The following is a 25,874-nucleotide window of genomic DNA, read 5'->3' as shown; positions in this document are numbered from 1 at the left end:
TACGTTTTTGACTACGTTCAGTTCCTAGCTAGATAGTTGGCGAAATTAACGGCCGTCTCATGACGCTTTTCAGGAGAAACATGAGTATAGATGTTCATAATCGTTTGGATATCCAAATGACCTAAGCAAGATTGGACATTCTTATATGTTTTGCTGGTTTTGAATAATGAAGAACATCAGAATTTTTATTTTAAGTATTAAGTATTGACTATTCCAACTAAACAGAAAAAATTCTTGTGCTAAAAAATTAGTATGAAAAAATCTATCTATCTATTGATTTGATCAAATTGCTATGATATATTTTATTTAACGAAGGGCGCGATGCCTAGGAAAATAGTCCCATTTCATATTTTTTATGGATTGGGGCTATTTTTCTATCATTTTGAAGGGATAATAATATGGGAGAAAAAATTTTTTTATCTTTGGAAGAACAAATAAAAAAACTTGAGTCTAGAAAACTTAGTTTTAGGAATGATGAAGAAAGGAAAGATGCAATATATACATTGCAAAATAATTCATATTATTCACTAGTTAACGGATATAAAGATTTTTTCAGTATTATAGATAAAAATGGGGAAGATGATTATCAATACGTACTATTTGTAGATTTAAGAGATACATATGAATTTGATAAAGAACTTTCAGCATTGATTTTTAAATACTTATTGAGAATTGAAGATTCTATTAAAGCTATATTTTCATACCATATTGGTAAACATTATGGACATAAAAACCATGATTATCTTAATCGAAAAAAATATAGAAAAGGTAATTTTGTAAAAAAAGAACAAAAATACGAAATTGAGATTTTATTAGAAAAATTAAATCGAACTATTGATATGGAAAGAGATTTACAGATAAAGCATTATTCCAATATGTATGGCTATGTACCACCATGGGTATTGGCGGGTTGTTTATCTATGGATACTCTTATGTATTGGTATAAGCTATCTGATAGACAAATAAAAGAGCAAACTGTTAAAACTATGATGTATGATTTCAGCCAGTACCCGTTTTACCACATAACTGATATAGAAGAAAATCTGGAATTCTTTGTAAATCTAACTACAATCATAAAAGAATACAGGAATCGTGCTGCACACAGTAATAGAATCATTAATCATCGCTCTAGACACAATATCAAAATCCATCTTTTAGAGTTATACGCACTTGAAAGAAAAGAAATTAGAAGCTTATATACAAAGGGTATATTAAAAAATGATATCTCTTCTTTATTCGTTACTATAGCCATTATGTTATCAAAGAGAAATACAATTAGGAACAACTTCATAAGAGAACTTAAGGCGCTATTTTATAATTTTAAATTAGCTAATCCCAATCTATATACGAGAGTAACGAGTAAGGTTAGGCTTGATTACGATTTTTCAGAACTATTAAGAGATATAATTTAATTTTTAAAAGTTTTTTGTATGAGTATTTCAGGACATTTTTACCGTTCTTTCTTATAATATGCTATGTTTTTTAAAACTCTTGATTAAAGTGACTTCAGCAGTAACATTCAAATCTGTATTAGAATTATTTTGTGTACATAATTAAAACATATTAAAAAAATGAGCAAAATATTCCATTGCATACTCTATCCACAATTATAAGTATCTTTCTTTTTTAAAGGATTTTTCTTTCAAAGTTTTTTCTGAGGACAAATTGTACTTTTCTTAATAATAGATATTTACAGTTAGTCATACTATAAAGCTGTAAAAAAAATTCTATAAAAATTTTCACTAGGTTTAACTATCATAAAAAATAGTAAAAACAAATTATTATATGAAGCGACGTCTATATGGAGTAAATAAAAATGTTTTTTTATTGTATTTTCTTTTTTTTGAGACAATAAATCATCGTCTCTGTGCGTATAATAGAGCTGAGGGATAAATTGTGATATTATGATCAATTGCTTTTTTTACTTGAATAAGTAAATTACAGTTTTAACCTATGGATGTTCTGGGCAGGAGGAAAGAAAATGAGAAGTGAAAAGATATTGGCGATTGATGAAAATCTAACATTTAGAAGAATGATTTGGAAGGCATTACAGCCAACTGGCGTTTTGATTTATCAAAGTGATTCCGTCGAAAAAACACTGGATATCATGTCTAGAGTGACCTTTGATCTGTATCTTTTAGATATTCGTTTAGCTCATCAAACAGATGGCTACCATATTGTGCAACTGATTCGAGAGCAAGACAATCTTTCACCGATCGTTTTTTTTACTGAACAACAAAATGAAATTGAAATTATCACTGGATTGGAGATGGGAGCAGATTATTACATCACTAAACCATTCAATCCAACACTATTAAAGGCGCAAGTCATGGCTATTTTGGATAGACACAAGGTACTTAAAGAACAAACCACCAACTGTAAAGAAAATAAAATCATCATAGGTGATTTTTGCTTTGACAAAGCGCTCTATCGTTTATATAAAAAAGGCAGATCCATTGAGTTGTCTTCAAAAAAAATCAAGCTGATGCAATTCTTTATAGAAAATCCCGAACAGGTTTTTTCAAAGGAACAAATCTATCAAAGTGTTTGGAATGACAGTGAGCTGGATGCCAATACCATTATGGTTTTTATCAATCACTTACGAAACAAAATCGAAGATGATCCAAAAAATGTCCAGTACCTCAGAACGGTTAGAGGACTTGGTTATATTTTCTTACCCTCTGGTAAAGAAAGTAATCCTTCTAATTGAGCGAAAAAAATACCTAATGAAAGTAAATCTGCTGCACCACCAGGGCTTAAATTGCGGTTGCTCAATCGTTGATCATAGATTGTTAATTCATCAATTAGCTGCTTCCATGGAAGCTTTGCTTGATGAATTTTTTTTGTTTCTTGTTGTACTTTTTGCCACTCTTGAATACCGCCTCGGTGAAGTAGATTTCCGTCTTCGATTTCGCTCATTAATAAAACCAAGGCACGTAGAAAGACTTCATCGGGCGCATGATAGTTTGCTGAACGTAAGTAAGGGAGAAGAATGGAAGTAAGGCTGGGATAACACTGAGCAGCCTCGCCACGAATACCTGAAATACCATGTGTCAAAAAAAGCTCTTCCCCATGTGTACGCTTTGTCTTCCGCGCTAAGTCGTGAAAATCCTCTTTGATCAAATCATGTGTCAGTTCTCCTGTAAAATCTAGTATTTGCTCCGTCTGTTTAGCGTTTAATGGAAGTCTTTGGATAAAACGTTGTTGCATGTGCCAACCGATAGCGCCTAAGATGACTGCAAACGAAAAATTCGCTCCTTTATGTGTATTGATATCATTCGTTGCGACAAGCATTGCTTGTTCTGCTTGATACCCCATGCTTCTTAGTTTTTTAAATAATGATTTCGTATTCCCTTTATGAGTAAAACCTGCTTCGATATATTTTTGAAAAAAAGGTGTTAAGGTTTGGATACTTATTTGAAAAGTCTGAAAATCCATATCTGTATGCGCGCCATTTGAAATAGGATCGACTAATCCTGGTTTTGGACTTAATGCTACTTCGTAAAACAAAGCGTGCTGTGCAGCCTGTGCGATCATACCGATCAGTTTGTGGTCAGTCAATTTTTCTACGCTCCATTTCAGCTAAAATAAATTGTAATGAACGATCTAAATGCTCGTGGGTGATCAAAGTGATTTGTTCTGCATTTTTTGTTTGCATCCCGCGATAGATCAGCCAATGTTCTTCAAGGGCTTTATCCCTGCGTCTGGATGAACGAATGGCGATATCGCGAAAATAAACGAGGTAAGCTTGTAACTCTAAGACAATGGATTTTAAACGGAGCATTTGGCTTTTCTCGTAAATAAACGTATTGAAGTCCGAAAAATTTTGCAAGACTTTTTCTGTTTGATCTGCTTGATTATAGCTTTCGCCTCGTAATAATAGTTCTTTTAGTTCAATGAAGTCTTCTTTTGTCATCTGATTCATTGCCTTGATCGTGGCAAGGGTATCTAAAGATTTACGGATATCATAGATTTCGTAAGCATCTTTTATGCGAATACCTTTGACGACGATGCCGATCTTAGGCACGTGTTCAACTAATTTTTCATTGACTAATTGCTTCATTGCTAAGCGAATGGGTGTGCGACTGATATTCAATTCTTCCGCTAAGACTTTTTCATTGATTCGTGTATTTGCAGGAATATCACCAAGAATGATCGTTTTACGAAACGCTTCATAAATAAGTGCATTCAATGTTTTATTTTGAGTTAGATCCAAATTTTTTCGTAATGCTTCAACCACTTGTTTCATTTTTTTCTCCCCATTTCTACTTAGACATTCAGTTTCTGTTCTAAGTTTATCATGCTTTCCAACCCTCAAGAGAACGAACCCAAAAATATGTCAATAGCAGTTAAAACGGCTCCTTCACTTTGGCAGAACGTGAAAATTAGTATTCCAATAATGAAGGAGCCGTTCGTTTAGTTAGTCACTCTTGTTGGTACGATTGGTTTTTATTGTGGGATGTAAAATGGCATATGTCCAAAAAGAATAATTGTGACGACAAAAATAGTAAAAATACCCAAGGCATATTTTCCAGCTTCTCGTTGCCATTTCCCCATATCCAATCCGGTCAAACGTAACAAGAGATAGATAAAAGCCACTAACGGACTGAGCAAATGGAAGGCTTGACCCATCAAAGAGGCAAGGGCCATTTGCATATTGGTAAAGCCGTACGCATGACCGGCTTCTGCTAAAACCGGTAATACACCGAAATAAAAACCATCATTTGAAATAAAGAAAGTACCGGGCGCTGAGATCAACGCAATAACTAATCCCCAGAATCCTGCTAATTGTTTTGGAATGAGATAAGTAAAGCTGTTCGCGAGTGCTTCAGCCATACCTGAACCTTGGAAAAGCCCCATAAAAACTCCCGCTGCAAAAACTAAAATCACGACTTGCACCGCATCACCACCATTTGCACCAATACGGGCGGATTGATCTTTTAGATTAGGGTAATTGACCATTAAGGCAATGCATGTTCCTACTAAAAATAATAAAAGAGGTGGCAAGGCAATCGAAGAGATAAATGAGCTGGCAACTAACCAGGCAATCAACACGATGGTGAGTACACCATTGAATACAAAATTTTTAGGACAGCGCATTTTGACTGTTTCAGGATCGGTGATTTTAGTGATTTCTTCAATTTCCTCATTTGATAATTGGGTAATACCTAAACGGTCACGTTCTTGTTTTCCCATCCGGCGTGCAACGAAAAAAATGACATAAAGCAAAGACAAGATCATTCCAGGAGCTAGGTAAGACAAGATATCCGCATCGACTTCCAATACTGCCATCGCTCGAGCGGTCGGTCCACCCCAAGGTAATAGATTCATGATGGTATTTTGAAGAATGATCAATACCCCTAAGTTCATCATTTTCATGTTTAATTTTTTATAGATAGGAATAAAAGCGGAACAGCAAATCAACGTAGTCGTTGTCCCATCGCCATTCAGCGAAACGGTTGCGGCAACGATCGCAGTTGCCATTAAAACTTTCATTGGATCGCCTTTGGCAAAATAAATCATTTTTTTAGTGATTGGATCAAATAGACCAGCGTCCAACATGATTGAAAAATATAAAATGGCAAATAATAGCATGATTCCTGTATTTGAAGTTGTTTTGATGCCTTCTAATACAAAATCGCCAATATTTCCTTTCTTTGAAGCACCAGAAATCATTGCAACTAAGGTAAATAAAAGTGGAATAACCACAAGGGAAGTAAAAGGGGACATTTTCTTTTTCATGATGACATACATGAAGATAATGATCATTGCATAAGATAAAACGGTTAATAACATACGCTTCTCCTTTTCTGATTGTATTGTTTGTAAGCGGTATCAAAATTAGATGGGTAGAAAATTATTCTTAGGACAGAAAGAGTTGTATTTTACTAAAATTGACGCCTCCTTGACGACTCTAGGATAAGCAATATTTTAAAGGGAAGATAGGTGAAGTAAGAAAAAAGAACATGAAAAAAACAATTTGGTCTACCTAATCTTATCGAATGCTTAATAGTACCTTAACAGAACATTAATTCATTGGAAAAAGCTTTTATATCAATGTTTGTATTGCTTTTTTTTGCCTGATTCAAGAAAAAGAAACAACAAAAAAACAATCTTATGTCAGTTTGGAAAACATAATTGGTTGAATCACTCTATAATAAAAATAAGGACAGAAAAGAAGAAAGGAGCATGAAGTATGTGGCTGTTTACAAAACGAAGAAAGAAGCAGCAACCAGCAGTGGAGCCCAGCCCCACAATAGTAGAAAGAGACAATGAAAAGATGGATGAAATGAAACCGGTTCGTGCATATATTGATGCTGCGCCAGCTGATGTTCAGCTTGTCAGTGTGGTAGCTGCAAGTTTAGCAGCAGAATATGATCCGGAGAGTCGATTCATTATCAAAAAAATCAAGCAGAGAAATCCGGAAGCAATTTTGGTTTCACTGATTGCTACAGGTGTAGCAGCGGGAGTCAATCCAAATAGTCAGTTTATTATACGAAAAATAGCCAAAAAATAAATGTTTTGGAGGAGAAAAAATGTTGCGGAAATTCAAAATCTCAATTGATGGAAAAGAATATTTAGTGGAAATGGAAGAAATCGGTGGAAGTCCGCAAACGAACCCAGTTCCAACACCAGAACGATCTACACCAGTGGAAGCGGTCGTACCATCAGAGGTCTCAACAACTGTACCAGAAACGAAATCCTCAGTCGAAGCGGGAGCGGATGCGATGAATTCGCCGATGCCAGGCACGATTTCTCGTTTATTAGTTACAGTTGGGGAGGTAGTGGAAATCAATCAACCTTTGATGATTTTAGAAGCGATGAAAATGGAAAATGAAATCGTTGCTGGAAAAGCTGGTCAAGTGACTGGAATCCATATCAGTCAAGGAGAAATGGTGAATCCTGGTGATCCACTTATCACGATCAGTTAAATGTTCGCTTTGAGAGTAGAGTCATTTTGGTGACTCTTGGTATTCAATATTAAGTAGAAGGAAGTGACATGTGTGGAAACACTTATTGAAGGAGTTATTGGCATGGGGCAAGAGCCGGGACGCATCGTGATGATGGTGATTGGCGGAGTCCTCATGTACCTTGGGATAAAAAAAGAATATGAACCAACGTTACTCGTACCGATGGGGTTAGGTACGATCTTAGTCAATTTCCCTAATTCAGGTGTGCTGAGTGCCGGTGGTGAGGCCGGCGCATTCCAAATTTTGTTTGATATGGGGATTACGACGGAGCTATTTCCGCTCTTATTATTCATTGGTATTGGTGCAATGATCGATTTCGGCCCCTTGTTACAAAATCCATTTTTATTACTTTTTGGAGCCGCCGCACAATTTGGGATTTTCTTTACGATCATCGTAGCGATCCTATTAGGTTTTGATTTGAATGATGCAGCTTCTATTGGCATCATCGGAGCAGCGGATGGACCAACTTCCATTTTTGTCGCGAATACGTTGAATTCGAAATATATGGGTGCCATCATGGTAGCTGCCTATTCGTATATGGCCCTCGTGCCAATCATTCAGCCAGTTGCGATCAAAGCTGTGACGACTAAAAAAGAGCGACGTATTCGAATGAATTATCGTGCAGGGGAAGTGTCGCAAACAGCAAAAATCCTCTTTCCTTTAGTTATTTCAGTCGTCGCTGGTTTGATTGCGCCTGTCTCTCTGCCACTTGTTGGTTTTTTGATGTTTGGAAATTTGTTACGAGAATGTGGGGTATTGGATCGTTTGTCGATCACTGCTCAGAATGAGTTAGTCAATCTCATCAGCATATTATTAGGGATCGCCATTTCGGTCAAAATGCAGTATGAAGAATTCTTACAGATCGATACGTTGATGGTTATCGGTCTAGGGCTGGTTGCTTTCATTATGGACTCGATCGGTGGAGTATTGTTTGCTAAATTGTTAAATTTATTCCGAAAAGAGAAAATCAATCCAATGATCGGAGCAGCAGGAATCTCTGCTTTTCCAATGTCTAGCCGCGTCATTCAGAAAATGGCAACAGAAGAAGACCCACAGAACTTTATTTTGATGCACGCAGCTGGAGCCAATGTATCTGGTCAGATTGCTTCAGTGATTGCCGGCGGCTTATTGCTCGCCTTATTGGTATAAGAAAGGAGAAAAACGATGTCAGCAGAGTTAATCAAATCTCTTGAACTACTAGTTTTAGGATGGGGTGGCGTATTCGTTGTTATCTTGATCATTTATCTTGCTTCGATGCTATTGAGTCGCTTGTTTCCAGTAAGAAAATAAAAAGAAGGTCTTGTACATGTATACAATCAAAAGATTATGGTTGGAAAAGGATGCTCAAGTCTATCAACAATGGCTGGAGCTGATCGAAAAATCCGGTCTCACATTGAATGAAAAGGTTGACTATACCGTTGGGATCTATCAAGAAGAGCGGCTGATTGCCACCGGTTCTTATGAGCGCAATATTTTAAAATATTTGGCTGTTGCGAAGGATTTCCAATCAGAAAATTTGTTGACGAAGATCGTTCAGCAATTAATTGATCATTTATCCGAAGAAAACAAAAGGCATTTCTTTGTCTACACAAGTCCTAGTAATCACCCGATTTTTCATGCTATGGGATTTAAAGAGATCATTGCCACTGAAACCATATTGTTTATGGAACAAGGTACACCTGACTTTCAAGATTATCTTGCCATGTTGAAGGTAAAAAAGAAAAAAGGTACAGGCTGTGGGATTGTGATGAATGCCAATCCTTTTACAAAAGGACATCAGTACTTGGTGGAGTGCGCAGCCAAACAAGCAGACCAAGTCTACCTTTTTATCCTTTCAGAAGATCGTTCAGAATTTTCCTTTTCCGAACGGTTCGAAATGGTCAAGCAAGGGGTCGCGCATGTAAAAAATGTCACGATTTTACCGACAGAAGATTATCTGATTTCTTCCGCCACATTTCCTGCCTATTTTTTAAAGGAACATGCTACAGAAGAAGCGGCAAAAGTGCAAGGTACTTTGGATGCGCTACTTTTCAAAGAAAAAATTGCACCGATACTTGCAATTGAAAGTCGGTTTGTCGGTGAAGAACCCTACTCTAAGGTAACTGAAATCTATAATGAAACGTTGAAAAAGATATTTGGAGAATCGCTTTCTTTGATCGTCCTACCACGCAAACGTATCAAAAGAGTAGCAATCAGTGCAACAAAAGTCCGAAAAGCCTTACAAGAAGATGACGTGCAGACATTACAAGCGTATTTGCCTGCTTCGACTTATAACTATATTAAAAATCATAAACGTAATAGAGGTGACAGGAAGTGAAAATTTATCAAAGTGCAGTGGCTGGAACAATTGAATCCAGTGATATCATGATCACGATCGATCCAAAGATAGAAAAAGGCATTGAACTTTCCTTGACAAGCAATGTCGAAAAACAATTTGGTCACCAAATCAGAAAAGTCATTATGGACACCCTTCAACAGTTAGGCATTGAAGCCGCCAAAGTAACAGCTGTCGATAAAGGTGCGCTTGATTGCACGATCCAGGCAAGGACGATTACAGCAGTCCATCGAGCTGGAAAGCAAGAGCGCTATGATTGGAAGGAGATCAATTCATGGAACGTTTAAGGAGAACGATGATGTTTGTCCCTGGTGCAAATGCAGCGATGCTGAGAGATGCGCCATTATACGGTGCAGATTCACTCATGTTTGATTTGGAAGACGCCGTATCTTTAAAAGAAAAAGATTCGGCACGCTTGCTCGTTCATATGGCATTAAAAACATTTGACTATAGCAAAGTAGAAACGGTCGTTCGAATCAACGCATTGACGGCTGGGGGTGACCAAGACATTGAGGCAATGGTATTAGCAGGGATCGATGTCATTCGCTTGCCAAAAACAGAAACCGCACAAGACATCATCGAGGTTGATCAGGTCATCACTTCAGTGGAAGAAACTTATCATATCCCAATGGGAACCACAAAAATGATGGCAGCGATCGAATCTGCAGAAGGGGTATTGAATGCAAGAGAAATCGCTAAAGCTTCCAAACGGTTAGTTGGCATCGCGTTAGGTGCCGAAGATTATGTGACCAATATGAAAACTCAACGATATCCCGATGGACAAGAATTGTCTTTTGCCCGAAATATGATCCTTCATTCAGCCAGAGCTGCTGGTATTGCAGCAATCGATACTGTCTATTCAGATGTTGAAAATGTTGAGGGATTTCAAGCAGAAGTCCGTCTGATCAAACAATTAGGCTTTGATGGGAAATCAGTGATCAACCCACGTCAGATTCCATTAGTCCATGCCATTTATGAACCAACAGAAAAAGAGATCCAAGCAGCGAAAGAAGTGATCTGGGGCATCCAAGAAGCAGAAGCAAAAGGTTCAGGCGTGATTTCTGTGAATGGCAAGATGGTGGATAAACCAATCGTCGAGCGAGCAGAAAGAGTGATTGCTCTTGCAAAAGCGGCGAAGTTGATCAGAGAGGAGGAGATCTAGAAATGGTTGTAAATAAAGTTGGTAAAGAGATTCCACAAACAGCAACAGTTGCTCATCGTCTGTACGAAGGTGAGTTGGACCATATTGAACCATACAAAGAAGCCAGTAGAAGCATCCATCCTGTCCGTCCGAATGACAAAAAAATAGTGGGAAGTCTCAAAGAAGCCATTGAAAAAACTGGACTGAAAGACGGGATGACGATTTCTTTTCATCATCATTTCCGTGAAGGTGACTTTGTACTAAACATGGTCATGGAAGAAATTGCATCTCTAGGAATCAAAAATATCACGATTGCACCAAGTTCAATCGCAAATGTCCATGAACCATTGATCGAGCATATAAAAAATGGCGTTGTGACTGGAATTACAACGAGCGGCTTGCGGGATAAAGTAGGTGCCGCGATTTCGGAAGGAATCATGGAAAAACCAGTAGTCATTCGTTCACATGGTGGAAGAGCGCGAGCGATCGCATCCGGTGACCTGCATATTGATGTCGCTTTTTTAGGAGCGACGAGTTCAGATGAATATGGAAATGCCAATGGAACCACTGGAAAGGCCATTTGCGGATCACTAGGTTATGCCATGGTCGATGCAAAATATGCGGATCAAGTGGTCATCCTCACAGATACATTAGTTTCTTTTCCTAATATCCCAATCAGTATTGCACAGACGGATGTCGATTATGTTGTAGAAGTGGAGGCGATAGGTGATCCTGAGGGCATTGCCAAAGGTGCGACACGCTTTACTAAAAATCCTAAAGAACTATTGATCGCAGAGTATGCAGCAAAAGTCATCACTCATTCGCCTTATTATCAACAGGGATTCTCCTTTCAAACTGGCACAGGTGGTGCGGCACTGGCAGTTACCCGTTTTTTACGCGAAGCAATGTTGAAAGACCAAATGACTGCTAGTTTTGTTTTAGGTGGAATTACAAATGCGATGGTGGAATTACTAGAGGAAGGTTTAGTAGAAAAGATTATCGATGTCCAGGATTTCGATCATTTATCTGCGATTTCTTTAGGCGAAAACAACCAACATTATGAAATCGATGCAAGTATGTACGCTTCTCCAGCAAGTAAAGGTGCTATGGTAAATCAGCTAGATACAGCCATTTTGTCTGCGCTAGAAATCGATACGGCTTACAATGTCAATGTCATGACTGGTTCAGATGGAGTGATTCGTGGAGCTGTTGGCGGCCACCCAGATACCAGCATGGGTTGTAAAATGAGCCTAGTGATCTCGCCACTCGTTCGTGGACGGATACCCACTGTTGTTGATCATGTCAATACGGTTGTGACTCCCGGAACTAGCATTGATGTCTTAGTTACGGAAGTAGGTATCGCCATCAATCCTAAACGACAAGATCTGATCGAGTATTTTAAGGGTGTAGATATACCGCAATATACGATTGACGAGCTTAAACAAAAAGCATATGCCATCGTTGGAGAACCTTCGGCCATCCAGTATGGCGAAAAGATCGTTGCCTTGGTGGAATATCGTGATGGCACACTGATCGATGTGGTCAAAAATGTGTAGCAAATTATTCGATGGACCAATTGTGACGCATGAAGAGATCCTTATCGCAAGAGAGGCCCGTGCTAACAGACAAAGAAAATTATTGGAAGCAAATCCACAACATGTGTTGCTTTCAGCAACAATGAATATACCAGGTCCTGTCAAAACGTCAGAAGAAATCGCACAAGTCTTTCATATAGTGGTCGAAGCTATAGAAGAATGTGTTTCAGAAGTCACTCCATTGGTCCAATTGTACCGTAAGAAAAAAACAGGTTACGAGTATTTTTTGCTTCTTCCTTTAAGAAAAGAGCTACTAAAAAAGCGCATGATCGAACTCGAAGAAACATGCCCCTATGGTCGATTAGTTGATCTTGATGTACTTTTTTGGGAAGAAGGAAAGATGCAGCAGTTGAGTCGCGAGATGCTGGGATATAACCAACGGACATGTTACGTGTGTAACGAAGTAGCCAAAGTTTGTAGTCGCGAACAGAAACATTCCCTGCAAATGATACGCACACATATCCAGCAACTTGTTGAGAAAGGAAGAAAGTAAATGGCAAAAAAAATCCAAATGATGGAAACCGTTTTGCGTGATGGGCAACAAAGCTTGATTGCCACAAGAATGACTACAGCAGACATGTTGCCAATCCTGAAAAAAATGGATCAAGCAGGCTACCATTCATTAGAGATGTGGGGTGGCGCTACCTTTGATGCGTGCTTACGTTTCTTAAATGAAGATCCATGGGAGCGTTTGCGTATGATTCGTTCACAAGTCAAACAAACAAAGCTACAAATGTTGCTTCGAGGACAAAACCTCCTTGGGTACAAAAATTACGCAGATGATGTAGTCAAAGAATTTGTCGAGAAATCGATCAAGAATGGCATTGATAGTATTCGTGTGTTTGACGCATTGAATGATGTTCGAAATTTACAGACTGCTATTGTGACAGCGAAAGAAGCTGGTGGACATTGCCAAACAGCTATTTCTTATACAACGAGTGAAATCCATACGATCGATTATTTTGTGAGGTTAGCAAAAGAAATGGCGGATACAGGAGCAGATTCGTTATGTATCAAAGATATGGCGGGCGTATTGACCCCGCAAACTGGTTACGAATTGATCAGTCGAATCAAAGATGCTGTTCCATTACCATTAGAAGTCCATACTCACGCAACAAGTGGGATCGCTGAAATGACCTATTTAAAAGCAGTTGAAGCAGGGGCGGACATCATCGATACGGCTATCTCTTCTTTTGCGGGTGGAACGAGCCAACCTGCAACTGAATCAATGGCTTTGGTGCTTGAAGAAATGGGCTATGAGACAGGGTTAGATATGAAAAAAGTAACAAAAATAGCAGAATACTTCAATCCGATCAGAGATCGTTTTCGCGAAGAAGGGATGTTAAATCCTAAAGTCAAGGACATTGAACCTAAAACATTGATTTATCAAGTGCCTGGCGGTATGTTATCTAATTTATTAAGTCAGTTGACGGAACAAGGATTACAAGACAGATATGAAGAAGTATTAGCAGAAGTGCCAAAAGTTCGAGCAGATCTTGGGTTTCCGCCACTTGTTACTCCGTTGTCCCAAATGGTAGGAACGCAAGCGCTGATGAATGTACTCTCTGGTGAGCGGTACAAGCTTGTCCCTACTGAGATCAAAGAATATGTTCGAGGGTTGTACGGCCGTCCTCCAGCACCAATCGCTGAAGCCATCCAACAAACAATCATTGGCGATGAACAAGTGATCCAAGAGCGACCCGCAGATTTACTAGCACCTCAATTGCCGCTACTCAAAAAAGAAATCAGTGAGTATGCAAAATCACCAGAAGATCTTTTAAGCTATGCCTTATTCCCTCAACAAGCCAAAGATTTCTTAGGGCGTCGCGAAGACCGTTTTTATGACGTACCACTGCAAACGGTTGAAGTGATGATCGACATGGACTGATATCAAAACAAGGATTCGGTTTTTAGCCGCGGTTGAGAGATAGTAAAATAAAGGTGGATATATGTCATTTTAGAGATGTTGAGTAGTTAAAATTCCCTACTCATGGACTTAGGGGCGATGTCTGAATCCTCAGTCTTGGGCGAGATTAACAATAAAAAAGGAACTGCGTGAACAGTCCCTTTGGAAAGCGCCGCTAAAAAAGGCGCCAAAAATTTCATTCGGTATAGTAGAAATAGTCGTCCTCTGTTAAAGTGACGGCTATTTCGTTTTGTCATGTTTAAGCAGTTCCACAATCAAATCAATTCAAAATGCTTCAATGCGTGAACGATCCCGCCTTCGGTATTTTTCTTCGTAATGAAGGTTGCAAGTTCTTTCAACTCATCATAAGCATTGCCCATCGCGATTTTGTGATCACAAGCTTCAAGTAAGGCAAAATCGTTCGGCCCGTCACCAAAACCAAAAGTTGGGACATTCTCTAATTTTAATGTTTCTTTTAAGCGTTTGACCCCTGCACCTTTTGAAATACCCTTTCTGACCGTATCGATCGAATAGGGACTATTGCGGTAAAAAGTCATGTCTGGGAAACGTTCATGATAATATTCATCACCTGATTCGGAAAGAATCAGCAACATATTGATCGGATGATCCTGAAAAGCGGAAGGATCGATTGGTGGCACATCTGAATGGATAAAGCCATAAGCTTTTCTCATGGTCTCTGTGTGATGAGTACTCCAAATGTTCTCTCTATTATAAAAACAAAGGGCATGACCTTGCTCTTCGATATGGTCACGCATTTTTTGACATTCTTCTTTAGAAAAGCGTACAGAATAAATTTCTTCTCCTTCTACGCTAATACAAGAACCGTTCATTGTTACAGCGGAAGTAATACCTGCATCACGCATGATTTGTTTGATTTCCATTTCTGTCCGTCCAGTAGCGATAACAGGTAGGATATCATTCTCTTTTAATGCTTGGATTGCTGCGGCGATCTCAGGAGTTATTTTAGAATGTCCATCTAATAAAGTCCCATCGAGATCGAAAAATGTGATTGCTTGATAGTTTGTCACAAATAAAACTCCTTTTTCATTTGACTATCTTTATCTTATCAAAGAATGAACAAAAGACAAACGTTTCGTGAAGAATTACTGAACTTATTGGTTCAGCAACCATTTTAGAGTATACTATAGACAGAGATTGGAGAGTGAAATCATGATTTTTTTAACAGTTGGTCTTTTTTTGACCTTGATAGGGCTCTTATTTTTAATTTTGCCTTCTAAAGGTAATTTACCTTTCTATGGTTATCATTCAGAACGTGCCACTAGATCCGACGAACATTGGCGGATTGCCCAACGAACAAGCGGAAAATATTTCTTGATTTTCGGATTATTGATGACCTTGATCGGCTACGGATTAAAAATCACCGAACATACCAATTTTTTTATTATTGAAATGTTGGTCTTAGTGTTTCCGATCATGCCGATTTTTATATTAACAGAAAAAAAATTACAAACTTACGATTTGATAAATGGAGGAGACGAGCATGAACATTTTAATGATTGAAGATAATCAATCCGTATCTGAAATGATGCAGATGTTTTTTTTGAATGAAGGATGGGAAGCAACCTTCAAATACGACGGAAAAGAAGGACTAGATGCGTTTTTAGAGAATCCACAACATTGGGATATGGTCACGTTGGATCTTAATCTTCCAACATTGGATGGCATGATGGTTGGACGAGAAATCCGAAAAGTTTCTAGTACGGTACCAATCATCATGTTGACCGCACGAGATTCTGAAAGTGATCAAGTGATCGGTTTGGAAATGGGAGCTGATGACTATGTCACTAAACCTTTTAGTCCCTTGACGTTGATTGCACGTATGAAGGCATTACACCGTCGTAGCGAATTGGTAGAAACAAAAGAAGAAAATCCATTATCTGATCAAAATTTTGACATCCAAACCGATCACTTCAAGATGAATACGAAAACGCGTGAAGCCTACTTGAATAACCAACCGATCGATGGATTGACACCAAAAGAATTTGATCTTTTATTTACATTAGCAAAAAAACCAAGACAAGTATTTTCAAGAGAACAGTTATTGGAACTCGTTTGGGATTATCAATATTTTGGTGATGAACGAACCGTCGACGCCCATATCAAAAAACTGCGTCAAAAAATCGAGAAAGTAGGCCCACAAGTGATCCAGACCGTTTGGGGAGTAGGCTATAAATTTGATGATTCAGGTGTTTCCTGATGCGCTATTTATACCAACAATTACTGGCATTTTGTGGGATGATCGCGATGATCATCTTGATCGTCGGTATTTCTTTTACGCAATTGACCAAGCAGACCATCGAAGAAAATAATTACCAACAACTTTTTGGTTATGCCGAGTCGGTGGAGAAAACGACCCAAACCTTTGCGGATACGTTTCCTCAATTCAATCAAGATCAAGCATTCCAAAATGCGTTGGAACTGACTGAACAAGTATTAACCGAACAAAATGTCAATTTTATCTTTATTGATAAATATGAGCGAGTGATTTATCCAACTGCTGGGGTTTACTTGAATTTTACGATTACAGCAGATCAATGGGAAAGTTTGAGAAGCGGTCGCCAAGTCAAGTTTACTTCAAATAAAAATATCTCAGGAGAGAATCAAGCCACTTCCTATGCGTTGGTTCCTTTCAACTTGAATCATGAGTTTTATGGTGGATTAGTTGTAAGCCAACCAGCCAGAAATATCGATAATAGCGTGCGATCAGTCACCTTGAATCTCTTCAAAGGCTTCATTTTCTCAAGTATCATTGCAATCATCGCAAGCTATGCCTTTGCGGCTTTCCAAGTCAAACGGATCAATCGTTTGAGAAATGCTACAAAAGAAGTCACGAATGGCAACTTCGATGTGCAATTACCTGTAAATGACAAAGATGAATTTGATGAATTAGCAGACGATTTCAATAAGATGACCAACTCATTGAAAGAATCACGAGCAGAAATCGAGGAACAAGAGAATCGGCGCAGACAATTCATGGCAGATGCTTCCCATGAAATGCGGACCCCTTTAACAACCATCAATGGCTTGTTAGAAGGCTTAGAGTATAATGCCATCCCAGAAAACCAACGGGAAAATGCCATTAAATTAATGAAAAATGAAACTGAACGTTTGATTCGTCTAGTCAATGAGAATCTAGATTATGAAAAAATCAGAACGAATCAAATCAGTATGGTCATCAAAAAATTTGATGGGACAGAAACGTTAAAAAACATTGTTGCTCAATTGGAAGCAAAAGCAGAAGCTGCGGGTAATCAATTGATTTTAGAAGCACCTGAACAATTAGACGTATACGCTGATTATGATCGGTTTGTACAGATCATGGTCAACATTATTCAAAATGCGATCCAATTCACTGAAAATGGAACGATCACAGTCACATTAGAAAAAGGTTATCTTGAAACGATCATTAAAGTGACCGATACTGGTATTGGTATGTCAGAACAACAAATGAAAAGCATATGGGATCGCTATTACAAAGTTGATCCATCTAGAAAAAATACAAAATATGGCGAATCCGGCTTAGGGTTACCGATCGTTCAACAATTAGTTCGATTGCATAAAGGAAAACTCGACGTAACAAGTGAGTTAGGAAAAGGAACGACATTTACTGTAAAATTACCAGATGTTGAAATCGAATGATAACTAAATCAAAAACCGTTAAAACAAGGCTTCTCTCTTGTTTTAACGGTTTTTTTATGAAGATCAACAAGCTCAAGTTAACTCGCTTCTTTACAATCAGTGACATAGGGGCTTTCGGCAATGGAAAGATCATGCGTCAATAATAAGATTGAAAAAGAATGATCGTTGACTAAATCGCAAAGATTTGTCAAAAGATCTTGAATCTCGATAATCGACAAATCATCGATAGGGTCTTCGATGATCAGTTTATTTTTATCGGCGAGGATCGCATGCATCAGTTGCAATTTGATTCTTTCATACGTGCTCAACTCACTTACTGATTTTTTGAGCAACGAGGAATCTATCATTAGCTTATCTTGCGCTTGTTCCTGTTTGGCTTTTTTTTGTTTTTCGGGGATGTCCAAAAATACTTGTTCTTTTAAATTAAGATAAGGGAAGAACGGCCAATTTTTTTGAACGATCATCAGATCAGTTCGTTCTGAAGCAAGGAGTTGTGCTTTGATCTCTGTGAAAATCACCTGTTGTTCGGCTTTCGAACCGATCAGAACAGTAAAACCGCTAAATGATATCAGTGAATCATGTTGGTTCATCAATGATCAGCTTCTTTCTTTTTAAAAGTCGATTTGAAATCATGAAAAGACAGGTACTAAGTAATGTGCTAATACTAACTAAACAAATGATCGTCTGTCCGATCCCTTTTAAGGTATCTACTAAAAAGTTATCGCTAAAAAAATCGATCATAAAAAAACTATTTTGGTCAATCGAGATCGATAAACCATTTCCAGAAGAAAAGACACTTGGTAAGTTCGGTAGTTCGAAGAAATCTAACAGAGCCAAATTGATTTTTTGGAGTAAAGCTTGATAGCCATTTTGGAAAGCAAAAACGATCAAAAGAACGCCAAGACAACTCAGAACTAATGGAATCAAGGATTGCCAAAAAACAAAGAAGAACATTTTTGGTTTGGAAAGACCTGCTAATCGCCAATTGATGATTTCCATACGATGACGATAGAGTGAGAGTAAAAAGAAAAAAAAGAAACACAAGGCAAACAGTGCCAGTATACAACTGATCACAACCAGATAGGCTTGTTGAAGCGTTTCTGATGAAGGCAAGTTCTCTTTGACATCAGAAGCATCAAATATCAACACCCGATCTTGGATTTGTTTGTGTAAAGTGGTTTGTAGATTATATAAGTTAAAGCTGATCAATAATAGAAAAGCAGAAAAGCTTGAAAACAAAGTATATAGAAATGTTTGTTTTTTGTAATAAAGTAATCGTGCGGTAGAATAACGGATCATATTCATACTTTTCACCTCAAGAATAGTATAAAAAATGAATATGAATAAAGTATGAAAATCATTTAGTGAAAAACCGAAATAAAGGAAGGCTGATCAAGTAGGACAAGCAAAGGGAACCTGGAGGCGTATAAAAAACTTCTTTAGTGACGCTATTCTTTTGGTCCTACTATGAGATCCAGTGCAAAAACTAATAGGAGAATGTATCAATTTCAAGATTTATGAACGAGCGATGAGTCCCCAAGAATCAAATGATTTGTCTGGTTCAGACTTAGAGTATGTATGAGGGGACAGAGGGGCATCGAATATGATTAGTAGCATCTCTTTGCACTTTTCAATCGTGCGGGTAAGAAAAAAATCACTGAGTAGAAATAAGCAAATCTATTTATATTTCTAGTTATTAGATCAAAAAAAAGCACTCGAAGAAAGGCTTTCCTCGAGTGCTGTTCGTTGAGTGATAACATCAGTTACTTGTTCTCACGTTGTTCATTCGTTGTTTTCCACTGAACCTTCACTATCCGTAGGTTCCTCAGCAGGAATACCATGGATATCTTGGAACGTTTTTGTTTCGTAAAGATTTTGTGTCGTTTGATTGTTGTTCTCACTGAAGACACTTGTTGATTTATCACCGAGTGAACGCTCAGCATCACTCAGATGTTGTAAGCCATTTTTGTAATCAAACGTAGAAGTATCAAGTGGTTCTAACCCACTTTCTGTATAGAAACGAAGTAGATCGCCATTGTTGATCTGGTCTGAAACAGCGAGTTGCTTGCTGACTGCTTCACGTAAGGCAGTGACTTCTGCTTGTTGTTCTTCGGTCATATCGGATAGTACTTCGCCTGTTTGAGTATCGTAGACAGCTCCACCATAATAGGTGTACTTAGGTGAAACGAAGTCACCATCACGGAAAGCGACTAACTGATTATTATCAGGAGAGAAGAGATCCTGACCTAATTGGATATAATTTTTTGAATCAACACCTAGCAAATGAAGCAATGTCGGTAAAGCATCGACTTGACCACCATACGTATGATTGATTCCGCCTTTTGTTTGTCCAGGGATATGGATCATATATGGTACTCGTTGCATCGCTGCATTGTCAAAGTTTGTCCATGTCGAACTTGTTTTACCAACTAATTCAGCTAAAGATCTGTTTCTTGTATTAGAGATACCATAGTGGTCACCGTATAAGACGATGACTGAGTTTTCATACAAGCCACTTGTTTTTAAGTAGTTGAAGAATTCTTCTACCGCTGTGTCTAAATAGTTAGCTGTCGCAAAGTAACCATTGATTGTTTCATCGTTCGTATTTGCAACCGGGAATCCAGCTTCCTCATTCGTGAATTTTGAATAAGGGAAGTGATTCGATACCGCAATGAATTTTGAATAGAAAGGTTGTTGCATCCGTTCTAAATATTGGACGGATTGTTCAAAGAATGGTTTGTCATGTAAACCGTATTGGAATGAGTTATCGTCATTCACATCATAGTATGAAGCATCAAAGAAGTAATCATAACCAAAACTCTTGTACGTTTCATTACGGTTCCAGAATGTACCAGCATTACCATGGAATGCTGCACTGGTGTATCCTTTTGTTTGTTTTAAAATATTTGGTGCCGCTTGGAAAGTATTTTTACCACCAAGTTGAGTGAACAACGATCCTTGGTTTAAACCGAATAATGAATTTTCCATCAATGTTTCTGCATCACTTGTTTTTCCAGCTTTTACTTGATGGAAGAAATTGTCAAAACTAAATGTTTCATTACTGTGGAATAAACTATTCAAGAAAGGCGTTACTTCATGTTCTACGCCATTTTCGTCTTTCAGTTTATAATCGATCACAAATTGTTGTAAGCTTTCTAAATGGATATAGATGACATTCTTACCTTCAGCTAATCCGTAGAGATCTTGGTTTGGTTGAGCATAATGTTCTTTGACGTAAGTCGCTACTTCTTTCATATCATTTGGACTTGCCTCAGCTCGTACTTGGTTTGTTTGGTAGGTTTGGATACCGTCGTACACCATGAACGCGTTTAGTCCAAGATATTTAACTAAATAATCACGAGAGAATGTACGTGTCAATAACTCTGGACGATCTGCTTCAGCTAAAAAGAGATTTCCTGAAAAGATCATCACTGCTAAGGTAGTAAAGGCAAACGCCATTCGAGCGCGTACAGGACGTGTGTCCATTTTGATTTTTTTCGTGGCTAAAAGTGCCACGATCAAAATGATATCGATCCAATAAAGAACATCGTAAGGACGGAATAACCGTAAGGCACTTTCGCCTAAACCACTTGCGACTTTTCCTGCGCCTAGGATCGCGTTGATCGTAATAAAATCAGTGAACTCACGATAATAGATGATGTTAGAAAATAAGAGCAAGGTCAACAAGAAATAGATGACCAGCATCGTGATATACGCTGCTTTCGTCCGTCTAACATATAAGGCAATCCCTAAAAGAAGGATAGTCGTTGCAATTGGATTGATGAACAAGATAAAATATTGGATCCCACTATCAATCCCTAAATGGAAATCAAATAGATAAGTAGCAATCGTTTTGACCCATAACAAAACTGCTAGTAAAGAAAAAAATCCGAGCCTTTTATTTAAAAAAGCGGGTGTTTTTATTTTCAAATTAATCTTCCTTTCTGCACTCTTACATAAAAAAAGAGTGACATGAAACATACTCACGACTCACATACTCCTAACCATTTTACTAGTAGACCAAAATAGTGTCAATTGAAAGTGCCAATCCAGCTTGATAGATTAAGATTTTCTTTAAGATCGCTGAGTTTTGTACAAAAATCTACACATGAAGAGAGACTGTGATAGAAGTGATCAGTACTGAGAACGCATCATGGAAAACCGGAAATTATTCTTTAAATTATCAGGGCTTCATGATTATTTCTAAATGGGCTACTTCTGGAACACCGTTTATTCAATTTTAGGGGGGAGACAAGAGGCCTTTTTTCTAAACTCTTTTCTAAGGTAAACTACCTACAAGACAGGGAATCTCTAAGACAAGACGCGTGTTTTTTGTTATACTAAAAGGGACAATGAAAAAGCAGGTGAGCCAATGAAACTAACAATAAAAAAAAGAGCAGTCAAGAAATTTTTAAAAGGCTATCCATTGATCCAAGAAGAGGATCTCGTCCAAATGAAAAAAACGACAGAATGGGTAGAATTAGTTGATCCGCAAGGTAAATTTTTAGGAAAAGGCTATTTAGGGAAACAAAACAAAGGGATTGGTTGGATACTAAGTCACAAGGATGAACCATTTGATCAATCGTTCTTTGAACTAAAATTTCTGACAGCTAAAGAAAAAAGGACAAGCTATTTTAATGATGAACAGACAACAGCTTTTCGTTTGTTCAACGGAGAAGGAGATGGCATCGGTGGATTGATCATCGATTACTATGATAGTTTTGCTGTCTTTTCTTGGTACAATGAAACCTTATATTTGGCTCGTGAAGTTTTACTAAAAGCTTTTCAAGCTGCTTATCCTGAGATTATCGGAATCTACGAAAAAATCCGATTTGAAACGACACGATTACCGGAGAGTCAGCATGTGACTGGTGAAGAGGCGAAAGAACCTTTACTTGTCCAAGAAAATGGAGTGACGTATGCCACTTATTTGAATGAAGGTCTGATGACCGGGATTTTCCTTGACCAAAAAGAAGTCAGAGGGGCATTGATCGATGGCTTGGCTTTAGGAAAATCAGTACTGAACATGTTTAGCTATACAGGTGCTTTTTCTGCAGCTGCTGCTATGGGCGGGGCAACAGAAACCACAAGTGTCGATCTAGCAAAGCGAAGCTTGAAAAAAACTCGTGAACAATTTGAGGTCAACGGGTTGGCGCCTGATGCCCATAAAATCATCGTCATGGATGTTTTTGAATACTTCAAATACGCACAACGCAAAGGTTTCTCTTACGATGTGATCGTTTTGGACCCACCAAGCTTTGCACGTAATAAGAAAAAAGTCTTTCGCGTGGCAAAAAATTATGGTGAATTAGTGAAAGATAGCTTGTCGATCTTAGCCGATGAAGGAATCCTGATTGCCTCGACAAATGCAGCCAATGTGTCGATCGATCAATTTCAAGCAATGATCGAAGATGAATTGATCTCAGCTGAGTATGAGTATCAAATCAGCGGTGTCTATCGTTTGCCTGATGATTTTCAAACCATTGATTCTTTCCCAGAAGGAAATTATTTGAAGGTATTTGTTTATGAAATAAAAAAATAGAGAGGGCGTGAAGTAAATGTTTCAAGTAAAAGGAGTAAGATTTGGTACTGGACGTCCAAAAGTCTGTGCGCCCTTGACTGGTACAACTCGCGAGGAACTTCTGAGAGAAGCGATCCTAGCGAGGGAGGCCGGTGCTGATTTAGCTGAATGGCGTCTCGATTGTTACCATGATGTCTTCAATAAAGAACAATTAAAGGAAACCTTGGTACTGATCTATGAAATGCTCGAAGGACTTCCTTTGCTTTTGACCTTTCGAACTTTAGAAGAAGGTGGCATGCAAGATATTTCGATCAAGGACTATCACGATCTATATAAATTTTTGATCGACACCGAATTAGTTGACATGCTAGACGTTGAGTTGTTCAAAATCGAAAGTATGGAAAAGGATTTACTCCATGATATCCATCGCCGCCAGATCCCACTGGTCATCAGTAGTCACGATTTCAAAGAAACACCAGCAGATCCGGTCTTGCTGTATCGATTGAATATGATGGAACATTTTGGTGCAAGTATCGGCAAAATTGCGGTGATGCCAAACAATGAACGAGATGTTTTACGGATGATGGAATTGACTCGTCGTGCACATGCGTTTGTTTCGATGCCTCTAGTCACCATGTCAATGGGTGAACTCGGCATGGTCTCACGACTTGCAGGCAACGTGACAGGTTCAGCCATCACTTTCGGTGCGTTAGATGCAACACGAGCTTCTGCACCTGGCCAATTACCAGTTAAAGAATTAAAACAAATCATTAGTTTACTCAATGAAAATTAAGCTAGACGAAGGTGAAGATTTTGGCAAAGAAGAAACCAGTAAAAACGAATGCTATACGTATGGTAGAACAAAAAAAGATTGCTTATACAGAACATGAATATGCTTGGGATGAAGCACATATCAGTGCCTCATCCGTTGCTGCTCAGTTGCCAGGAAGTGAATCACGAATTTTTAAAACATTAGTAGCAGTGGGGAATAACACAGGCCCGATCGTTGCCGTTATTCCTGGAAGCACTGAACTTGATTTAAAAAAACTAGCAAAAGTCTCCGGCAATAAAAAAGTAGAAATGCTCCATCTCAAGGACTTGGAAAAAACGACCGGATATATTCGAGGTGGCTGTTCACCAATTGGTATGAAAAAATTATTCCCAACATTTATTGAAGAACAGGCAAAAGAATATGACCAGATCATTATTTCTGCTGGAAAGCGCGGACTGCAAATGGAACTTGCTCCAGAAGCAATCGCTGAGTTGACCAATGCAACATTTGTCGATATCAAAATTTAAAAACCACAAACAAAAAGCAAAACAAATGCTGAAACATCCATGAAAGGCGAACGACACGCGTTGCCTTTCATGGATGTTTCATTCAAGCAATGTTTTGCTTTTTTGTCTCTTACCATTGACTTTGCATGGCTGCGTGCATTCCTGAAACACGTCCCGTAGCAAAAGCTGCCGTGATATTAAAGCCACCTGTATACCCATTTACATCAAGTAATTCACCGCCAAAAAACAGTCCGTTCAATACTTTGCTTTCCATGGTTTTTGGATTGACTTCTTTTAATGAAACGCCACCACCAGTAACAAAAGATTTCTCGATGGGAAATGTCTTATGGATCAATAGCTCAAAGTTTTTACATAATTCAGCAAATTCTTGGATTTGTTTTTCGGTTGTTTGGCTACCAGTTAGTTCGGTCATTTCTAGCCGTTCAAGATAAAATTGGAGTAGACGTTCAGGTAGAAAACCACGCCACGCATTGATCAAATTCTTTTTCGATTCCTTACTTAGTTCCACTAACTCCTGTATCAGTTCTTCGACTGATTTCGTCGGGAAGCAATCTAAAGAAACAGTTACAGGTGCCTGCGTTTTTTGTAGCTCATTGTTGATGAAGCTGGAACACCTTAAAGCTGCTGGTCCAGAGATCCCAAAATGGGTAAATAAAAGATCCATCGTGTGTTCCGTGATCACTTTTCCTTTTTGGTTCAAGACACGTAACGTGATATCTTGTAAAGAAAGACCTTGCAACACTTTATCCGCAATAAATGACTCCTCAGAAATCAAAGGAGACTCTGTTGCATAAAGTGGTGTGATCGTGTGGCCTACTTTTTTGACCAATTTATACCCATCACCCGTTGCACCAGTAGAAGGATAGGTGCGTCCACCAGTCGTCAAAATGACGCATTTTGCTTTAAATTCATCAAATTCAGTACGCACACCATAGATTTGGTTGTCCTTATGGATCAATTTTTCTACACGTTCACCAAAAAACATCGTGACGTTCAATTCATTCAGACGATGAACCAACGCTTCAATGATCGTTTTTGATTTATTTGTCACTGGAAACATCCGTCCGTGATCTTCTTCTTTTAAGTGAACCCCTTGTGTTTCAAAGAATTCCATGATGTCAAAATTGTTGTATTGAGAAAACGTACTATATAAAAATTTACCATTTCCTGGGATATGCGCAATCAAATCATCAACAGGGCGATTATTTGTGACATTACATCGACCGCCACCAGTCATCAATAATTTTTTACCTGCTTTTTTATTTTTTTCGATCAACAAGACACTGGCACCGTACTCGGCCGCACTGATTGCAGCCATCATGCCACTTGTTCCTGCGCCAACAACAATTACGTCATAAGTTTTTTCCATTTTCTCACCTCACAGAGAGTGTAGCATATTTGAAGACGATTCGCAGAAAATGTTTT

General features: G+C 38.3%; 26 protein-coding genes. 18 read left to right on the top strand and 8 right to left on the bottom strand.

Going from position 1 to position 25,874, the window contains the following annotated elements:
* Positions 1 to 398: 398 nt before the first annotated feature.
* Both IGJ39_RS08910 and IGJ39_RS08905 read left to right on the top strand, forming a co-directional pair.
* Positions 399 to 1,412 carry an Abi family protein gene (locus IGJ39_RS08910; RefSeq protein ID WP_195339542.1) on the top strand — a complete coding sequence of 338 codons (1,014 nt, stop codon included), beginning with the start codon at positions 399 to 401 and terminating at the stop codon, positions 1,410 to 1,412.
* 569 nt (positions 1,413 to 1,981) lie between these two features.
* Positions 1,982 to 2,710, top strand: a complete 729-nt coding sequence (locus IGJ39_RS08905) for a response regulator transcription factor (RefSeq protein ID WP_195339543.1) — start codon at positions 1,982 to 1,984, stop codon at positions 2,708 to 2,710.
* Here the strand turns inward: IGJ39_RS08905 and citG are convergent.
* The 3 genes from citG to IGJ39_RS08890 all read right to left on the bottom strand — a co-directional run bounded on the left by citG (position 2,665) and on the right by IGJ39_RS08890 (position 5,796).
* On the bottom strand, positions 2,665 to 3,561 hold the full coding sequence (gene citG, locus IGJ39_RS08900) for a triphosphoribosyl-dephospho-CoA synthase CitG (RefSeq protein WP_229049026.1): 897 nt from the start codon (positions 3,559 to 3,561) through the stop codon (positions 2,665 to 2,667). The genes IGJ39_RS08905 and citG overlap by 46 nt on opposite strands.
* A complete protein-coding gene (locus IGJ39_RS08895; RefSeq protein WP_019724391.1) occupies positions 3,554 to 4,249 on the bottom strand; it encodes a GntR family transcriptional regulator in 696 nt (231 codons plus the stop codon). Before IGJ39_RS08895 ends, citG begins: the two co-directional genes overlap by 8 nt.
* Positions 4,250 to 4,449: 200 nt before the next feature.
* Complete coding sequence (locus tag IGJ39_RS08890; RefSeq protein ID WP_195339544.1) at positions 4,450 to 5,796, bottom strand: CitMHS family transporter; 1,347 nt, start codon at positions 5,794 to 5,796, stop codon at positions 4,450 to 4,452.
* Between the two features lie 484 nt (positions 5,797 to 6,280).
* Between IGJ39_RS08890 and IGJ39_RS08885 the strand changes: the two genes are divergently transcribed.
* The 10 genes from IGJ39_RS08885 (at position 6,281) to IGJ39_RS08840 (ending at position 13,930) form a co-directional block, all read left to right on the top strand.
* Positions 6,281 to 6,517, top strand: a complete 237-nt coding sequence (locus tag IGJ39_RS08885; protein WP_438764505.1) for a hypothetical protein — start codon at positions 6,281 to 6,283, stop codon at positions 6,515 to 6,517.
* A gap of 19 nt (positions 6,518 to 6,536) precedes the next feature.
* On the top strand, positions 6,537 to 6,932 hold the full coding sequence (locus IGJ39_RS08880) for an acetyl-CoA carboxylase biotin carboxyl carrier protein subunit (RefSeq protein ID WP_195339546.1): 396 nt from the start codon (positions 6,537 to 6,539) through the stop codon (positions 6,930 to 6,932).
* A 72-nt stretch (positions 6,933 to 7,004) separates the two neighbouring features.
* Complete coding sequence (locus IGJ39_RS08875) at positions 7,005 to 8,120, top strand: sodium ion-translocating decarboxylase subunit beta (RefSeq protein WP_034691433.1); 1,116 nt, start codon at positions 7,005 to 7,007, stop codon at positions 8,118 to 8,120.
* A 15-nt stretch (positions 8,121 to 8,135) separates the two neighbouring features.
* Positions 8,136 to 8,261, top strand: a complete 126-nt coding sequence (locus IGJ39_RS08870; protein WP_010735089.1) for an OadG-related small transporter subunit — start codon at positions 8,136 to 8,138, stop codon at positions 8,259 to 8,261.
* 16 nt (positions 8,262 to 8,277) lie between these two features.
* Entirely contained in the window at positions 8,278 to 9,288 is a 1,011-nt protein-coding gene (gene citC / locus IGJ39_RS08865; protein WP_195339547.1) for a [citrate (pro-3S)-lyase] ligase, read from the top strand.
* Complete coding sequence (gene citD / locus IGJ39_RS08860) at positions 9,285 to 9,593, top strand: citrate lyase acyl carrier protein (protein ID WP_010735091.1); 309 nt, start codon at positions 9,285 to 9,287, stop codon at positions 9,591 to 9,593. The genes citC and citD overlap by 4 nt, the downstream gene beginning before the upstream one ends.
* Positions 9,581 to 10,468 carry a citrate (pro-3S)-lyase subunit beta gene (gene citE, locus IGJ39_RS08855; RefSeq protein WP_195339548.1) on the top strand — a complete coding sequence of 296 codons (888 nt, stop codon included), beginning with the start codon at positions 9,581 to 9,583 and terminating at the stop codon, positions 10,466 to 10,468. Before citD ends, citE begins: the two co-directional genes overlap by 13 nt.
* Before the next feature lie 2 nt (positions 10,469 to 10,470).
* A complete protein-coding gene (gene citF / locus IGJ39_RS08850; protein ID WP_195339549.1) occupies positions 10,471 to 12,003 on the top strand; it encodes a citrate lyase subunit alpha in 1,533 nt (510 codons plus the stop codon).
* Positions 11,996 to 12,535, top strand: coding sequence for a citrate lyase holo-[acyl-carrier protein] synthase (gene citX, locus IGJ39_RS08845; RefSeq protein ID WP_195339550.1), 540 nt, complete (start codon positions 11,996 to 11,998; stop codon positions 12,533 to 12,535). Before citF ends, citX begins: the two co-directional genes overlap by 8 nt.
* Positions 12,536 to 13,930 (top strand): oxaloacetate decarboxylase subunit alpha, encoded by a 1,395-nt coding sequence (locus tag IGJ39_RS08840; RefSeq protein WP_195339551.1) that lies wholly within the window; start codon positions 12,536 to 12,538, stop codon positions 13,928 to 13,930.
* A gap of 293 nt (positions 13,931 to 14,223) precedes the next feature.
* Here the strand turns inward: IGJ39_RS08840 and IGJ39_RS08835 are convergent, their stop codons facing one another.
* Positions 14,224 to 14,997, bottom strand: a complete 774-nt coding sequence (locus tag IGJ39_RS08835; RefSeq protein ID WP_019724436.1) for a Cof-type HAD-IIB family hydrolase — start codon at positions 14,995 to 14,997, stop codon at positions 14,224 to 14,226.
* A 142-nt stretch (positions 14,998 to 15,139) separates the two neighbouring features.
* Here IGJ39_RS08835 and IGJ39_RS08830 point away from each other — a divergent pair, with 142 nt between their 5' ends.
* Genes IGJ39_RS08830 through IGJ39_RS08820 form a run of 3 tightly spaced genes read left to right on the top strand, consistent with a single transcriptional unit; the run spans position 15,140 to position 17,629 of the window.
* Entirely contained in the window at positions 15,140 to 15,490 is a 351-nt protein-coding gene (locus IGJ39_RS08830; RefSeq protein WP_019724437.1) for an SdpI family protein, read from the top strand.
* Complete coding sequence (locus IGJ39_RS08825; protein ID WP_195339552.1) at positions 15,471 to 16,187, top strand: response regulator transcription factor; 717 nt, start codon at positions 15,471 to 15,473, stop codon at positions 16,185 to 16,187. The genes IGJ39_RS08830 and IGJ39_RS08825 overlap by 20 nt, the downstream gene beginning before the upstream one ends.
* The gene (locus IGJ39_RS08820; protein ID WP_019722958.1) at positions 16,187 to 17,629 is read left to right on the top strand and encodes a sensor histidine kinase; all 1,443 of its coding nucleotides are present in this window, start codon (positions 16,187 to 16,189) and stop codon (positions 17,627 to 17,629) included. Before IGJ39_RS08825 ends, IGJ39_RS08820 begins: the two co-directional genes overlap by 1 nt.
* A 77-nt stretch (positions 17,630 to 17,706) precedes the next feature.
* Here IGJ39_RS08820 and IGJ39_RS08815 read toward each other — a convergent pair whose 3' ends face one another.
* From IGJ39_RS08815 to IGJ39_RS08805, 3 genes are all read right to left on the bottom strand, one after another.
* Positions 17,707 to 18,219 (bottom strand): hypothetical protein, encoded by a 513-nt coding sequence (locus IGJ39_RS08815; RefSeq protein WP_010735100.1) that lies wholly within the window; start codon positions 18,217 to 18,219, stop codon positions 17,707 to 17,709.
* The gene (locus IGJ39_RS08810; RefSeq protein WP_019722957.1) at positions 18,206 to 18,934 is read right to left on the bottom strand and encodes a hypothetical protein; all 729 of its coding nucleotides are present in this window, start codon (positions 18,932 to 18,934) and stop codon (positions 18,206 to 18,208) included. The genes IGJ39_RS08815 and IGJ39_RS08810 overlap by 14 nt, the downstream gene beginning before the upstream one ends.
* 477 nt (positions 18,935 to 19,411) lie before the next feature.
* A complete protein-coding gene (locus IGJ39_RS08805) occupies positions 19,412 to 21,610 on the bottom strand; it encodes an LTA synthase family protein (RefSeq protein WP_438765026.1) in 2,199 nt (732 codons plus the stop codon).
* A 391-nt stretch (positions 21,611 to 22,001) separates the two neighbouring features.
* On the opposite strand from IGJ39_RS08805, the gene IGJ39_RS08800 reads away from it, so the two are divergent.
* Genes IGJ39_RS08800 through ybaK form a run of 3 tightly spaced genes read left to right on the top strand, consistent with a single transcriptional unit; the run spans position 22,002 to position 24,449 of the window.
* Complete coding sequence (locus tag IGJ39_RS08800; protein ID WP_019722955.1) at positions 22,002 to 23,171, top strand: class I SAM-dependent rRNA methyltransferase; 1,170 nt, start codon at positions 22,002 to 22,004, stop codon at positions 23,169 to 23,171.
* A gap of 16 nt (positions 23,172 to 23,187) precedes the next feature.
* A complete protein-coding gene (aroD, locus tag IGJ39_RS08795; RefSeq protein WP_019722954.1) occupies positions 23,188 to 23,943 on the top strand; it encodes a type I 3-dehydroquinate dehydratase in 756 nt (251 codons plus the stop codon).
* A 20-nt stretch (positions 23,944 to 23,963) separates the two neighbouring features.
* Positions 23,964 to 24,449, top strand: coding sequence for a Cys-tRNA(Pro) deacylase (gene ybaK / locus IGJ39_RS08790; protein WP_010735105.1), 486 nt, complete (start codon positions 23,964 to 23,966; stop codon positions 24,447 to 24,449).
* Positions 24,450 to 24,558: 109 nt separating this feature from the next.
* Here the strand turns inward: ybaK and IGJ39_RS08785 are convergent, their stop codons facing one another.
* A complete protein-coding gene (locus IGJ39_RS08785; RefSeq protein WP_010735106.1) occupies positions 24,559 to 25,818 on the bottom strand; it encodes an NAD(P)/FAD-dependent oxidoreductase in 1,260 nt (419 codons plus the stop codon).
* Positions 25,819 to 25,874: the final 56 nt, after the last annotated feature.

The organism is Enterococcus sp. AZ140 (assembly GCF_051714405.1).
Classification (GTDB): domain Bacteria; phylum Bacillota; class Bacilli; order Lactobacillales; family Enterococcaceae; genus Enterococcus_B; species Enterococcus_B pernyi.
The sequence above is the reverse complement of the archived record's forward strand: the minus strand, read 5'-3'. Positions and strand labels throughout refer to the sequence as shown.